This window comes from Mycobacterium sp. E136, assembly GCF_001666865.1.
In the GTDB taxonomy this organism is placed as follows: domain Bacteria; phylum Actinomycetota; class Actinomycetes; order Mycobacteriales; family Mycobacteriaceae; genus Mycobacterium.
On the sequence record NZ_LZJE01000021.1, the window covers coordinates 1 to 13014 of the forward strand.

14 protein-coding genes are annotated in these 13014 nt (G+C 68.8%); 9 read left to right on the top strand and 5 right to left on the bottom strand.

The window, feature by feature from the left end:
• Positions 1 to 1024: acetate kinase (locus A5698_RS01455; RefSeq protein WP_068292350.1), on the top strand; the 1024-nt coding region annotated here is incomplete at its 5' end.
• Here the strand turns inward: A5698_RS01455 and A5698_RS01460 are convergent.
• Positions 959 to 1405: an STAS domain-containing protein gene (locus tag A5698_RS01460; RefSeq protein ID WP_067091784.1), complete on the bottom strand. Its 447-nt coding sequence runs from the start codon at positions 1403 to 1405 to the stop codon at positions 959 to 961. The genes A5698_RS01455 and A5698_RS01460 overlap by 66 nt on opposite strands.
• Before the next feature lie 362 nt (positions 1406 to 1767).
• On the opposite strand from A5698_RS01460, the gene A5698_RS01465 reads away from it, so the two are divergent.
• The gene (locus tag A5698_RS01465; RefSeq protein ID WP_068292358.1) at positions 1768 to 2133 is read left to right on the top strand and encodes a group I truncated hemoglobin; all 366 of its coding nucleotides are present in this window, start codon (positions 1768 to 1770) and stop codon (positions 2131 to 2133) included.
• 3 nt (positions 2134 to 2136) lie between these two features.
• Here A5698_RS01465 and A5698_RS01470 read toward each other — a convergent pair whose 3' ends face one another.
• The 3 genes from A5698_RS01470 to glnX all read right to left on the bottom strand — a co-directional run bounded on the left by A5698_RS01470 (position 2137) and on the right by glnX (position 6748).
• Positions 2137 to 4404 carry a serine/threonine-protein kinase PknG gene (locus A5698_RS01470; RefSeq protein ID WP_068292360.1) on the bottom strand — a complete coding sequence of 756 codons (2268 nt, stop codon included), beginning with the start codon at positions 4402 to 4404 and terminating at the stop codon, positions 2137 to 2139.
• Positions 4404 to 5366: a glutamate ABC transporter substrate-binding protein gene (locus A5698_RS01475; protein WP_068292363.1), complete on the bottom strand. Its 963-nt coding sequence runs from the start codon at positions 5364 to 5366 to the stop codon at positions 4404 to 4406. Before A5698_RS01475 ends, A5698_RS01470 begins: the two co-directional genes overlap by 1 nt.
• 62 nt (positions 5367 to 5428) lie before the next feature.
• Positions 5429 to 6748, bottom strand: a complete 1320-nt coding sequence (gene glnX / locus A5698_RS01480; protein WP_068292365.1) for a protein kinase G-activating protein GlnX — start codon at positions 6746 to 6748, stop codon at positions 5429 to 5431.
• 111 nt (positions 6749 to 6859) lie between these two features.
• On the opposite strand from glnX, the gene A5698_RS01485 reads away from it, so the two are divergent.
• Positions 6860 to 7360 carry an NUDIX hydrolase gene (locus A5698_RS01485; RefSeq protein ID WP_068292369.1) on the top strand — a complete coding sequence of 167 codons (501 nt, stop codon included), beginning with the start codon at positions 6860 to 6862 and terminating at the stop codon, positions 7358 to 7360.
• Here A5698_RS01485 and thiE read toward each other — a convergent pair.
• Positions 7344 to 8015: a thiamine phosphate synthase gene (thiE, locus tag A5698_RS01490; protein WP_068292371.1), complete on the bottom strand. Its 672-nt coding sequence runs from the start codon at positions 8013 to 8015 to the stop codon at positions 7344 to 7346. The genes A5698_RS01485 and thiE overlap by 17 nt on opposite strands.
• 133 nt (positions 8016 to 8148) lie before the next feature.
• Between thiE and thiO the strand changes: the two genes are divergently transcribed.
• From thiO to A5698_RS01520, 6 genes are all read left to right on the top strand, one after another.
• Positions 8149 to 9180: a glycine oxidase ThiO gene (thiO, locus tag A5698_RS01495; protein ID WP_197506591.1), complete on the top strand. Its 1032-nt coding sequence runs from the start codon at positions 8149 to 8151 to the stop codon at positions 9178 to 9180.
• On the top strand, positions 9177 to 9374 hold the full coding sequence (thiS, locus tag A5698_RS01500; protein ID WP_068292373.1) for a sulfur carrier protein ThiS: 198 nt from the start codon (positions 9177 to 9179) through the stop codon (positions 9372 to 9374). The genes thiO and thiS overlap by 4 nt, the downstream gene beginning before the upstream one ends.
• Positions 9367 to 10125: a thiazole synthase gene (locus A5698_RS01505; RefSeq protein WP_068292375.1), complete on the top strand. Its 759-nt coding sequence runs from the start codon at positions 9367 to 9369 to the stop codon at positions 10123 to 10125. The genes thiS and A5698_RS01505 overlap by 8 nt, the downstream gene beginning before the upstream one ends.
• On the top strand, positions 10122 to 10895 hold the full coding sequence (locus tag A5698_RS01510; RefSeq protein WP_068292378.1) for an SGNH/GDSL hydrolase family protein: 774 nt from the start codon (positions 10122 to 10124) through the stop codon (positions 10893 to 10895). The genes A5698_RS01505 and A5698_RS01510 overlap by 4 nt, the downstream gene beginning before the upstream one ends.
• 28 nt (positions 10896 to 10923) lie before the next feature.
• The gene (locus tag A5698_RS01515) at positions 10924 to 12459 is read left to right on the top strand and encodes a M28 family metallopeptidase (RefSeq protein ID WP_068292382.1); all 1536 of its coding nucleotides are present in this window, start codon (positions 10924 to 10926) and stop codon (positions 12457 to 12459) included.
• Positions 12460 to 12491: 32 nt separating this feature from the next.
• Positions 12492 to 13014, top strand: a 523-nt coding sequence (locus tag A5698_RS01520) for a PA domain-containing protein (RefSeq protein ID WP_502688856.1), incomplete at its 3' end; no start/stop codon positions are given.

The window sequence follows — 13014 nt, forward strand, 5'->3', positions numbered from 1 at the left end:
AATACGCGATCACGCGGAGGCCCTGCAGTCGGCGTTCGACCAGATGGCCGCGGCGGGCAAACGCCTCGACGAACTCGACCTCATCGCCGTCGGGCACCGCGTCGTGCACGGCGGCCCGGACATCTACGAGCCGACTCTCGTCGACGACGCCCTGGTCGCCCGGATCGACGAGCTCTCACCCCTTGCGCCGCTGCACAATCCGCCAGCGCTGCTCGGAATTGAGGAGGCCCGCAAGGCGCTGCCCGACCTGCCCCACGTCGCGGTCTTCGACACCGCGTTCTTTCACGACCTGCCCGCCGCCGCATCGACCTACGCGATCGACCGGGACGTCGCCGAGCAGTGGCATATCCGCCGCTACGGCTTCCACGGCACCTCGCACGAGTACGTCAGCCAACAGGCCGCCGAGTTCGTCGGGGCGCCCCTCGAGTCGCTGCGCCAAATCGTGCTGCACCTGGGCAACGGTGCGTCCGCCTCGGCCATCGTCGGTGGCCGCCCGGTAGACACCTCCATGGGCCTGACGCCGATGGAGGGCCTGGTGATGGGAACCCGTTCCGGCGACATCGATCCCGGGGTGCTGTTCTACCTCTGGCGCACGGTCGACATGAGCGTCGAGGACATCGAGGAGATGCTCAACCGCCGCTCCGGGGTGCGTGGGCTCGGCGGCGAGGTCGACTTCCGGGTGCTCCACCAGTGCATCGACGACGGGGACGCTTCTGCGCAACTGGCCTACGACGTCTACATCCACCGGCTGCGCAAGTACATCGGCGCCTACCTGGCGCTGCTCGGCACCACCGACGTCATCACCTTCACCGCCGGGGTGGGGGAGAACGACGCCGCGGTGCGGCGCGACGCACTGAGCGGGATGGCGCCGCTGGGGATAGAGCTCGACGAGGCCCGCAACGCCAGCCCCGAGAAGACGGCCCGGCGGATATCGACCGAGAGCTCGCGGACGACGGTGCTAGTTGTTCCCACTGATGAGGAGCTCGCGATCGCCCGCGCCTGCACGCACCTCGTCGAGCACTGAGCGCGGATTCTCGAGCGGCAACTCCTCGGCCGAATCGCAGATCGCCAGTAGACGACGCACCTGCCTGCCGCAGCGCACCTGCCAGTCGATGCCGTTGCGGCCACAGATGACGTTGATGTAGTGCAGCGCGGCGAAGCCCGCGGTGCCGAAGAAATCGACGAGCCGCAGATCGATCACCAGCCGCCGCGTGCCCGCGACCTGACCTTCCACGTAGGTCGCCAAGGCCCGGCTGTTGGTGGCATCGATCTCGCCGTCGACGGTCACGAGGACCGTCGAACCATGCCGGTGGGACGCGGTGAAGCTGGCGCGGTGGTGGTGTTCGCACTGATCGAAGGACCGGGGGTCGGGTCGGAAGACCCGACAGGTTCCTACAGCGGACACGGTGCGCTCCTGTTGTCGAGATGCAATTGAAACCGCGGATGCCGTCAGCGGCGCCTAACCAAACCTCAGCCGCACTCGGGAATGCTTCCCCGATGACCTCTGCAGTTGGCTGTGACCTCAACCTGTGATGCAGATTACTACGAAATCCGTGCCTTGACCATTGGGTCTTACGACATGGGCAGATCCTGAAAAAAGCCCCCGCCGAGGTAGGTAGTTTGCTGACACCGCGACTGATTCCGTAGGTCCATACGCCCGCCGCGTGGCGGCCGTGAGGAGGAATTTGCCCGGCCGGCAACCGGCCGAAATCAGGATGCAATGCCCGTCGTCTTGAGTGTGCCTATCCGTGTGACGAAGGGACACCCATGCCGAGCATCTACGAACAGATCGGCGGTCGTGAAGCACTCGAAGTGGTTGTCGAGGACTTCTACGGCCGCGTGCTGGCCGACGACGAGCTGGCCGGATTCTTCACGGGCACGAACATGTCGCGGCTCAAGGGTCGGCAGGTCGAGTTCTTCGCCGCCGCTCTGGGAGGGCCCGACGCCTACACCGGCGCCCCGATGCGCCAGGTTCATCAGGGCCGCGGGATCACCATGCATCACTTCAACCTCGTCGCCGGCCACCTGGCGGACAGCCTCGCCGCGGCCGGGGTGCCCTCGGGCACGGTGGGCGAGATCCTCGCCGCCATCGCCCCGCTGAGCGACGAGATCGCGAGCGCGAGCGTCGCCTGAACGTCAGAACGTGCTCGTCGGGCGGACGCTGTTGGCGAGGTCGACGAGCGCGTAACGGTGGGCCTGCGTCGGCGCCACCCGCGCTAGGGCGCGCAGCGAGGCCTCCACGCCCAGCTGCAACCCGTGCTCGGTGAATGGGAAGCCGAGGATGTGGTTGGTGCTCGCGGTGTTGTCGGCCAGCCAGTCCATCGCGGTTCCCAGCACCAGCGCGCGGATCTGCAACACCCGCGGCTCGGTATCCGGCAGCGCCTCGACGCGCCGCGCGGCGTCCCGGATCTGCTGTTCGGTGATCTCGCTCGACGAGCGGCCGGACAGCAGCGTGACGGCGCTGGTCAACCTCGCCGTGCTGAAATGACGCGACATCGCAGGCACCTTGTCGAGCGTCTTCACCGCTTCGTTTCGTTCACCGGCGGCCGACTGTGCGCGCGCCAGCCCGAACCCCGCCGAGATCACACCGTTGTCGGTGGACCACACGGTGTTGTAGAACTTGCCCGCATCCTGGGTGCCGGCCAGCTCGGCGGTGGCCGCCAGGGCCAGCTTCGGTGCCAGTTCGCCCGGCAGGGTATCCAGCACCTCGGTGAAATGCTTTGTCGCGGAGTCATAGTCGGCAGTCAACAGCTCGGCGACGGCCTTGAACCAGACCAGCCGCCACGGCCAGCCCACCCGCTCGGCGAGGTCGTCCAGTTTGCGGGTGGCCTTGGCGACGTCGCCGAGGTCCAGCAGCGCGCGCACCTCCATCAGCGGAAGTTCGACCGAGTCCGACAGGTCGATGCCCTCGGAGTCCAACGCGCCGTGCCTGGCCGCGCGCAACTGGTCGAGCGTCTGCACGGGCTGGCTCACCACGCTGGCAGACAACACCGTCGCGCCGACGTCGGTCGGGTCCACCAGCGGGACGGGCAGCGCCCTGACGATCTCCTGCGCGGTCAGGCGCTCGGAGTGCACCTGCCCGTCCAGATAGACGTCGGTGTGTGCGACCAGCAGATCGATGCCGAATGTGGACCGGGTCGGTGAGAAGACGGTCGACAGACCGGGTTTGGGCGAACCGGTGTCCTTGGCCACCACCTCGCGCAACACGCCGAGCAGCTGTCCTGACATCTCGTCGGCGCTGCCGAACCGCCGCCGCGGATCCGGATCGATCGCCCGACGCAACGCCCGGGCGAACGAGTCATACTCGGCCAGCACCGGATCGTCTTCGGGCAATCCGTCGACGTACCGACCCTTGCGTGTGCGCAGTTTGAGCGTCAACGCCGCAAGCGTGCGGCCGACGGTGTAGATGTCGGTGGCCACCGTCGGCCCGGTGCGCACGATCTCGGGCGCCTGATATCCGGGAGTGCCGTAGAGGTACCCGAAGGAGTTGATGGTCGACACCGCGCCGAGGTCGATGAGCTTGAGCTGCTCCTCGGTGATCATGATGTTCTCGGGCTTGAGGTCGTTGTAGGTCAACCCGATCGAGTGCAGATAGCCCAGGGCGGGCAGGATTTCGAGCATGTACCCGATGGCCTGGGCCACCGGAAGCTTCTCGCCCTTGGCCTGTTTGAGCGAGGTGCCCCCCACGTACTCCATCACGATGTAGCCGACCGGATTGCCGTGTTGGTCGGCGTGCTCGACGAAGTTGTAGATCTTCACGATCCCGGGATGGGTGACCTCGGCGAGGAACTGCCGCTCGGCCATTGCGATCTTCTGCGCCTCGGCGTCGCCGGAGTGCACCAGACCCTTGAGCACAACCGGTCGTTCGTTGACGTTGTGGTCGAAGGCCAGATAAACCCAGCCGAGGCCGCCGTGCGCGATGCAGCCCTTGATCTCGTACTGGTCGGCGACCATGTCGCCCGGATTCAGTTGGGGCAGGAACGAATACGGGCTACCGCAGTGAGGACACCAGCCTTCGGACTGGGCCCGCTTGTCGCCGCTCGACCGGCCGACCGGACGTCCGCAGTTCCAGCAGAACCGCTTCTTCTCCGCGACAACGGGATTCGTCATCAGAGCTTCGAGCGGATCCTTGGCCCGCACCCGCGGGATCTCGACCAGGCCGCCGCCCAAGCGTCGGGTCCGCGACAGCGCCCTCGTCGTCGTGGTGGTGGCGGCGTGCTCCTGGGGTTCGGTGTCCCCGGTGCCCACCGAACCGTCGTCATCGTCATCGAAGTGTGGACGGAACACCGCCTCGGTGGCCATCGGGCGGACGGTCGAGCCCGAGTCCATGCCCATGTCGTCGAAGCTCGCCGGCTGAGTGCCGGGGCCCTCGTCGTCGAAATCGTCCAGCGTGGTCTCAGACATCAGTCGGAGTACCTCGCGACCGGAGGAGCGGGCGCCGGGCCGAGCACGGTGAGCCACTTGCGGTACAACGTGTTCCACGTGCCGTCGCGGCGGATCCGCTCGAGCGTGCCGTTGACGAACCGCACCAGGCCGGTGTTCTGCCGGTTGACCCCGATGCCGTAGGGCTCCTCGTTCAGGCTCGGGCCGACGATGTGCAGGTACGGATCCTGCGACACCAGGCCGGCCAGGATCGAGTCGTCGGTACTGACTGCGTCGACCTGACGCTGCTGCAACGCCACCAGGCAGTCCGACCACGCCACCACGCCCACGATGATCGGTGGCGGTGTGATCTGGCGGATCCGCTCCAGTGACGTCGTACCCTTCGCGACGCACACGCGGCGGCCGGACAGATCCGACGCCTGCCGGATGGTCGAGTCGCGCGGCGCGAGGATGCGTTGGTCGGCGGTCAGATACGCGGTCGAGAACCCGATCATCTTCTTGCGTTCACAGGTGATCGTCATCGTCTTGACGACGACATCGACCTGGTTGTTCTGCAGTGCCGCGATGCGGTCGGCCGACGACAGGATGCGGTACTCCACCTGCGACGGCGTTCCGAAGATGTCGCGGGCGATCTCACCGGCGATGTCGACGTCGAATCCGGTGATCTGTCCGGTGATCGGGTCCCGGAACGAGAACAGGTTGCTGCCGATGTCCAGGCCGACGATCAGCCGCCCGCGCGCGCGGATGTTCGCGACGGCCTCCTCCGCCTGGGCCCGATTGCCGAACGGCCGCAGGCTCGCCGTGCGGTTGCAATCCTCGGTGTCATCGTCGGGCGGCCGCACCGGTTGCGGCGGCAGCTCCTCCATACCGGCAGGGGTGGGTGGGGGAAGAGTGACGTTGGGCGTCGAGGTCACCGACGCCGCCTGCCCGCACCCGGTGAGCACGAGCGTGGTGAGCGCGAGGGTGACGAGAAGCTTCCTCATCTGCCGTCTGTTCTTCGCGCAAGCGCTCATCAGAGGCTCTCTGTTCTTCGCGCAAGCGCTCATCACCGGTACTCACTTAACCTCGGCCACAACCCCAGCGCCACCGCGATCGCGGCGACGACGCTGAGCACAGCGGCGCCGACGGTCGCGCCCGACAGCACCCGGTGGGCATTGACGATGTCGTTGCGCAGCTGACCGCGGCTCTCTTCGATGCCCTGGCTCAGCGCCTCGTCGAGCTTGTTGAACGCCGGTGTCGAGTCGTCCTCCCCGGTCCCCAGCGCGACCTGCGTGGCGGCCTGGTAATTGCCCACGCTGATGTAGGCGTTGATCCGGTCGTCGGCGGCGCGCCAGCGCTTCAACAATTGTTCGGCCTCGCCGAGGTCGGTCTTGTCGATGGCGTCATCGCGGGCCAGGTAGTCCGAAAGCTGTTGTTGCATCATGTCGATGCGCTGGTAATACGACTGCTTGCGCACGGTCTCGTCGCCGCGGCGGATCAGCGACAGCGTCTCGTCGGCGCGGGCCTGCTGCGCGGTGATGGCCAGGTTGGTCACGGTCTTCAGCGATTCGGCCGCGGTGTCCTTGGCGCTGCGGCTGTCCGACGTCGAGATGACCAACGCGGTGCCCACCCAGATCAACATGGTCAGCACCGCCAGGCCGCCCGCGACGAACCCGACGTTGATCCGCCTGCGCGTGCGCCGGGCCAGCCACCGGTTGGCGAACACCCCGAACAGCAGCGTCGCCAGCACCACCAGGATGACCGGTCCGGGAATCCGGGTCGACGCGCTGGTCTCGGCGTCCACCCGCGCCGAAGTCTCCTCGTAGAGCCGTTGCGCCCCCGGCAGGATCTGCGTCTGCATCAGCGCCGACGCCTCAGACAGGTAGGAAGACCCGACCGGGTTGCCCGAGCGGTTGTTGGTGCGGGCGGTCTCGACCAGTCCCGTGTACATCGACAACTCGGCGTTGATCCGCCCGAGCAGCTGCACCAGATCCTCGTCGGTGAGTCCGCTCGACGCCCGCGTCACGGCAACCGAGGCGTCCGTGATCGCCTGCTCGTAGCGCTGCCGGACGTCGCGCGGTTCCGCGCCCGCGATGAACGCCGTGGCCGCGGCGGCGTCCGCCACGGACAACGTCGTGTAGAGCTGCCCGGCCGCGAACGACAGCGGCTCGGTGTGGTTGAGCACCGTCATGAGCGCTTGCTGTCGGTCGTTGATCGTGGTCGACGTGGCGAAGGCGCTCGCGATGACGAGCGCCGACAACACGATTCCGATGGTCAGGATCCGCCCGGGCGTCGTCCACAGAAACCACCAGCGCTGGTGTGCCGGTGTCGACGGGGCCCGCGACGCGAGCGGCTCCGTCGACGGGTGCGCCAACTCCACAGTCACGTGCGCGCGGACCTCATCAGCATCGCTTTCCGGCTCGTCGTTACGACCGCTCCCACTGTATGAAAGAAGTCTAAGAGTTTCCGGCAGGCCGGGCGGCCCTATTGTTGAGGCGTGCGTGGCGACGGTGACGGATGGGTGGTTTCCCAAGGCCAGGCCTACTGGGGCAGATACGGCGCGGCCGGACTGCTGCTGCGGGCCCCCGGCCACAACGGGACCGCGGTCGTGCTGCTCCAGCACCGCGCGGCGTGGAGCCACCAGGGCGACACCTGGGGGCTGCCCGGCGGCGCCCGCGACAGCCACGAGTCGGCCGAGCAGGCCGCAATCCGCGAGGCCCACGAGGAGGCGGGGCTGCCCGCCGAGCAGCTGACGGTGCGCAAAGTGGTCCAGACCAAGCTCGTCGCGGGCGACGGAGTCAGCTGGACCTACAGCACGGTCATCGCCGATGCCCCCGCGATGCTGAACACCGTCCCGAATCGCGAGAGCGCCGAGCTGCGCTGGGTGGCCGTCGACGAGGTCGCGGCGCTGCCGCTGCATCCCGGGTTCGCCGCCAGCTGGGAGCAGCTGCGCGACGAGATCGCCTCGATTCCCCTGCTGGTCAACCGGCAGCTCTGAGCGCCGCCTTCAGCGCTGCTGCCGCCGCCTGCGGATCCTCGGCGGCGGTGATCGCGCGGACCACGACGATGCGGCGCGCGCCGGCCGCCACGACCTGAGGTAGCCGGTCGGCGTCGATCCCGCCGATCGCGAACCACGGCTTGTCCGTGCCGAGCTGGGCGGCGTGGCGGACCAGGTCGAGGCCCGGTGCCGGGCGGCCCGGTTTGGTGGGCGTGGGCCAACAGGGGCCGACGCAGAAGTAGTCGACGGCCTCGTCGACCGCCGCGGCGACCTGATCGGCGTCGTGGGTGGACCGGCCGATCACCGGCCGATCACCGACGATGCCGCGCGCCACCCCCAGCGGAAGGTCGTCCTGCCCGAGGTGGAGCACGTCGGCGCCGGCGGCCAGTGCGATGTCGGCGCGGTCGTTGACGGCCAGCAGCGCCCGGTGTCGCCGGGCCGCATCGGCGAGCGCCTCGAGCGCCTCGAGTTCCTGACGCGCCTCCAAAGGGCCGAACCGCTGTTCGCCGGGCGAGCCCTTGTCCCGCAACTGGATGAGGTCGACACCGCCGGCCAGCGCCGCGTCGGCGAACTCCGCGAGGTCGCCCCGCTCGCGGCGGGCGTCGGTGCACAGGTACAGCGACGCGCCGGCCAGCCGTTCCCGAGGTTCGTGCACACCGCGACGCTAGCGACTCGTCGTTCGCAGGATGCCCGGCGGGTAGGGTGGGTTGACGAACGCGGGAGTCCCGGGAGCGGGGACTGAGAGTGGGCATGCGCACCTGCCCTTACCGTCGCACCTGATCCGGGTCATGCCGGCGAAGGGAGGGAAGTTGACCAAAGCAAGCCTGGCCGTGATCGGCGGCGGCGTCATCGGGTTGGCCGTCGCGCGGCGTGCGCTGTCCGCCGGCTGGGACGTCCGGGTGCACCGCACCGACGATCGCGGCGCGTCGTGGGTCGCCGGCGGCATGCTCGCCCCCCATAGTGAGGGCTGGCCCGGCGAGGAGAAGCTCCTGCAGCTCGGGCTGGAGTCACTGCACCTGTGGCACGGCGGATTCCTCGACGGGCTGCCCGACGACGTTGTCACCGCGCGCGAGTCGTTGGTGGTCGCCGTCGACCGTGCCGATGCCGCGGACCTCAAGACGGTCGGGGAGTGGCTTGCCGCCCAAGGGCATCCGGTGACAGCGACGACGTCCGCGCGCGATATCGAACCGCTGCTCGCCCAGGGCATTCGGCATGGCTTCCACGCCGAAACCGAACTGGCCGTTGACAATCGGCTGGTGGTGCAGGCGCTGGCCGCACTGTGCGAGCGGCTCGGGGTGCAGTGGGCGCCGCCGGTTGCCGACCTCGCCGCGGTGCAGGCGGACGCCGTCGTGATCGCCAACGGTATCGACGCGCCGAAGCTGTGGCCGGATTTGCCGATCCGGCCGGTCAAGGGTGAGGTGCTGCGGTTGCGCTGGCGTCGCGGCTGCATGCCGGTGCCGCAACGGGTCATTCGGGCGCGGGTGCACGGGCGGCAGGTCTACCTCGTGCCGCGGGCCGACGGCGTCGTCGTCGGTGCCACGCAGTACGAGCACGGCCGCGACACCGCACCCGCGGTGACCGGGGTTCGGGAACTGCTCGACGACGCCTGCGCGGTGATGCCCGCGCTGGGCGAGTACGAACTCGCCGAATGCGCCGCGGGCTTGCGACCGATGACCCCGGACGGATTACCGCTCGTCGAACGCCTCGACGAGCGCACACTGGTCGCGGCGGGCCATGGGCGCAACGGGTTTCTCCTCGCGCCCTGGACGGCCGAACGGATCGCGGCCGAACTCGAAGTAACGGTTGGAGCAAGCAGGTGAAGGTTCTCGTCAACGACGAAGCGGTGGAAGTGGATGCGGCGACGACGGTCTCGGCCCTGCTCGAGCGTCTCGGCTTTCCGGAGAAGGGCATCGCGGTCGCGGTGGACTGGTCGGTGCTGCCGAAGTCGGAGTGGGACACCGCGTTATGCGACGGCGCCCGCGTCGAGGTGGTGACGGCGGTGCAGGGTGGCTGATACGAAGCTGACCATCGCCGGTCGCGAATTCGGATCCCGGCTCATCCTCGGCACCGGCGGGGCGGCGAACCTCGCGGTGCTGGAGGAAGCGCTCGTCGCCTCGGGCACCGAGCTGACGACCGTGGCGATGCGTCGCGTCGACGCCGACGGTGGTACGGGCGTGCTCGAACTGCTCAACCGGTTGGGCATCACGCCGCTGCCGAACACCGCGGGCTGCCGCGGCGCGGCCGAGGCGGTGCTCACCGCGCAGCTCGCCCGCGAGGCGCTGAACACCGACTGGGTGAAGCTGGAGGTCATCGCCGACGAACGCACGCTGCTGCCCGACGCCGTCGAACTGGTCAGGGCAGCCGAGCAATTGGTCGACGACGGTTTCACCGTGTTGCCGTACACCAACGACGATCCTGTCCTCGCCCGCCGGCTCGAGGACGTCGGGTGCGCGGCGGTGATGCCGTTGGGCTCGCCGATCGGAACGGGTCTGGGCATCGCCAATCCGCACAACATCGAGATGATCGTCGAGGCCGCCTCGGTTCCCGTGGTGCTCGACGCCGGTATCGGCACCGCGAGCGACGCTGCGCTGGCAATGGAATTGGGTTGTGACGCCGTTCTTCTGGCCAGCGCCGTGACACGGGCCGCCGACCCGCCGACCATGGCCGCGGCGATGGCGGCCGCCGTCACCGCGGGCCACCTGGCGCGCCAGGCCGGCCGCATCCCGAAGCGGTTCTGGGCGCAGGCGTCCAGCCCGACTCGATGAGTCGTTATGTAGCGCTGGGAAGTTCGATGGCGGCGGGACCGGGAATCGGTCCTCGCGCCGGCGGCGCGCCGTGGGCCGCCGGCCGCTCGGCGCGCAACTATGCGCATCTCGTCGCTGCGACGCTGGGCTTCGACCTCGTCGACGCGACGTACTCCGGGGCCACCACCGCCAACGTGCTGCACGAACCGCAACACGGCACGCCGCCGCAGATCTCGGCCCTGGACGGCTCCGAAAAGCTGGTGACCGTGACCATCGGCGGCAACGACGTCGGCTATGTGCCGATGTTGTTCGCCGCGGGCCTGCCGCGCATCGTGCGCCACCTGCCGCTGCTGGGCGGTGTGCTGCGCGCTCAGCTCGACCCGCGGGCGCGCGACGACGCGCTGGCCGAGGTCGGCGCGTCGCTCGTCGAGGTCGGCCGAACCGTGCGGTCCCGCGCACCGCACGCGACGGTGCTGTTCGTCGACTACCTCACGCTGCTGCCGCCGCCCGGTGTGCCCGCACCACCGTTGCCCGACACCGAGGTCGCAACCGGACGCCGCATCGCCGACACCTTGGAGCGGCTGACCGCGGAGGCGGCCGCCGCGACCGGTTGCGGGCTGGTACGGGCTGCCGAGCACAGCCGCGCACACCACGCGTGGTCGGCCGATCCGTGGACGACGCGCTTCGGACTGACCGACTTCCTGAGGCCGGGCAAGCCCGCGCCCCTGCACCCCAACGCCGCGGGTATGCGGGCCGTGGCCGACCTCATCGTCGCGCGGCTGACGGGCTAGCCGCGCGGCGACGCTAACGTAGTGGGCAATGAGCCAATCAAAGGTTTCGACAACCTCCAGAACCTGGAAAACGATCGCCCTGATCTCGGCTGCCGTCGTCGTGCTCGGAGGCTGCGGCAGGGGCAGCGAACCGCAGCCGACGGTGCAACCGCCAACGACGCAGGCGGGGGTGTCACCGGCCGCCGTGGACTTCGCCAGAGGTCTCGCGCGGCGCACGTCGGCCGACGCCATCTACCAGCATCTGGTCCGGCTGCAGCGGATCGCCGACGACAACGACGGCAACCGCGCGCTCGGCACACCGGGTTACGACGCCAGCGTCGACTACGTTGCGAATACGTTGCGGGACAAGGGGTTCGATGTCGAGACACCCGAGTTCGAAGTGCGGCTGCCGTTTGCCGACGAACCCGCACTGACGGTCGGCGGCAACGGGGTCAAGGCCAAACCGCTGAACTTCACCATCGGCACGCCGCCGGGCGGTGTGTCGGGTCCGCTGGTGCTCGCCCGCGTCGAAGACTCGCCGGGCTGCACGGCCTCGGACTACGACGGTCTGCCGGTCAAGGGTGCGGTGGTTCTCGTCGACCGTGGCAAGTGCCAGTTCTCGGAGAAGGAGAAGGCGGCCGCCGAACGCGGCGCGGTGGCGTTGATCGTCGCCAACAACGAGAACGACGACGAGATGGGCGGCACCCTCGGCGAAGAGACCGACGTGACCATCCCGGTCGTCAGCATCACCAAGGCCGAGGGTGATCGGCTCCGGGCCGAGCCGGGCGACGTGTCGCTGAAGCTCAACGCGGGTGTGCGCGAGGAACGCACGCGCAACGTCATCGCCCAGACCAAGACGGGCGACACCCACAACGTCGTGATGGCCGGAGCCCATCTGGACAGCGTCCCCGAGGGGCCGGGTATCAACGACAACGGATCCGGCGTGGCCGCGGTTCTGGAGTCCGCGCTGCAGCTGGGCAGTTCCCCCGACGTCCAGAACGCGGTACGGTTCGGGTTCTGGGGCGCTGAGGAGGTCGGGTTGTTCGGATCGAACAACTATCTGGAGTCGCTGGATGTCGATGCCCTCAAGGACATCTCGCTCTACCTGAACTTCGACATGGTGGGGTCCCCCAACCCGGGCTACTTCACCTACGACGGCAACCAGTCGATCCCACCCGACGAGGAAGGCGCGATCAGCCGGGTGCCCGAGGGATCGGCGGGTCTGGAACGCACGCTGGTGGACTACCTCGACGCGGCGGGGAAACCGGCGGAGGACACCAGCTTCGACGGCCGCTCCGACTATGACGGGTTCACCCTCGCAGGCATCCCCTCCGGTGGCACCTTCTCGGGCGCCGAGGAGAAGATGACACCCGAACAAGCCAAATTGTGGGGCGGCGAAGCGGATCAGGCGTTCGACCCCAACTACCACAAGGCGTCGGACAACCTCGAGCACATCGACCGCACCGCCCTCGGCATCCACGGCGCCGGAGTGGCCTACGCCGTCGGCATTTACGCCCAAGACCAGGGCGGCCCGAACGGAATCCCCACGCGTGACCTCCGCGTCCGGCACCCGCTCGCCTCATGAGAACGTGGGCGACCCCCCTCCGTTCTGCCGGTGTGGCGGTAGTCGTGGTCGGAGTCGTCGCGGCCCTGACGTCCTGCTCGTCGCCGGAGCCAGCGCCACCGTCGCCGCAGGAGGTGGCCGACAAGGTCACCGCGGACGGCATGTACACCCACCTGCACAAGCTGCAGGAGATCGCCGACACCAACGGCGGTAACCGTGCCGACGGCACGCCCGGTTACGACGCGACAGTCGATTACGTCGCACAGTTCTTGCGCGACAAGGGGTTCGACGTCGAGACCCCCGAGTTCGAACTGCTGGACCGCAGCCAGGGCGGCAACCCGTCGATGCGGGTCAGCGGGCGCGAATATCCTGTCGACCAGGCGTCGCTGCTGATCACCACGCCGCCCGGCGGGCTCAACGCCGTCACGCTGCGGCCGACGCGGGCCGCGGGCTGCCGCGCCGCCGACTACGACGGAACGTCGGTACGCGGTGCGATTGCGATCGTCGACGACACCGGCTGTTCGGTCGTCGCCAAACAGAACGCGGCGGTGTCTGAGGGCGCTGTAGGCCTCCTCG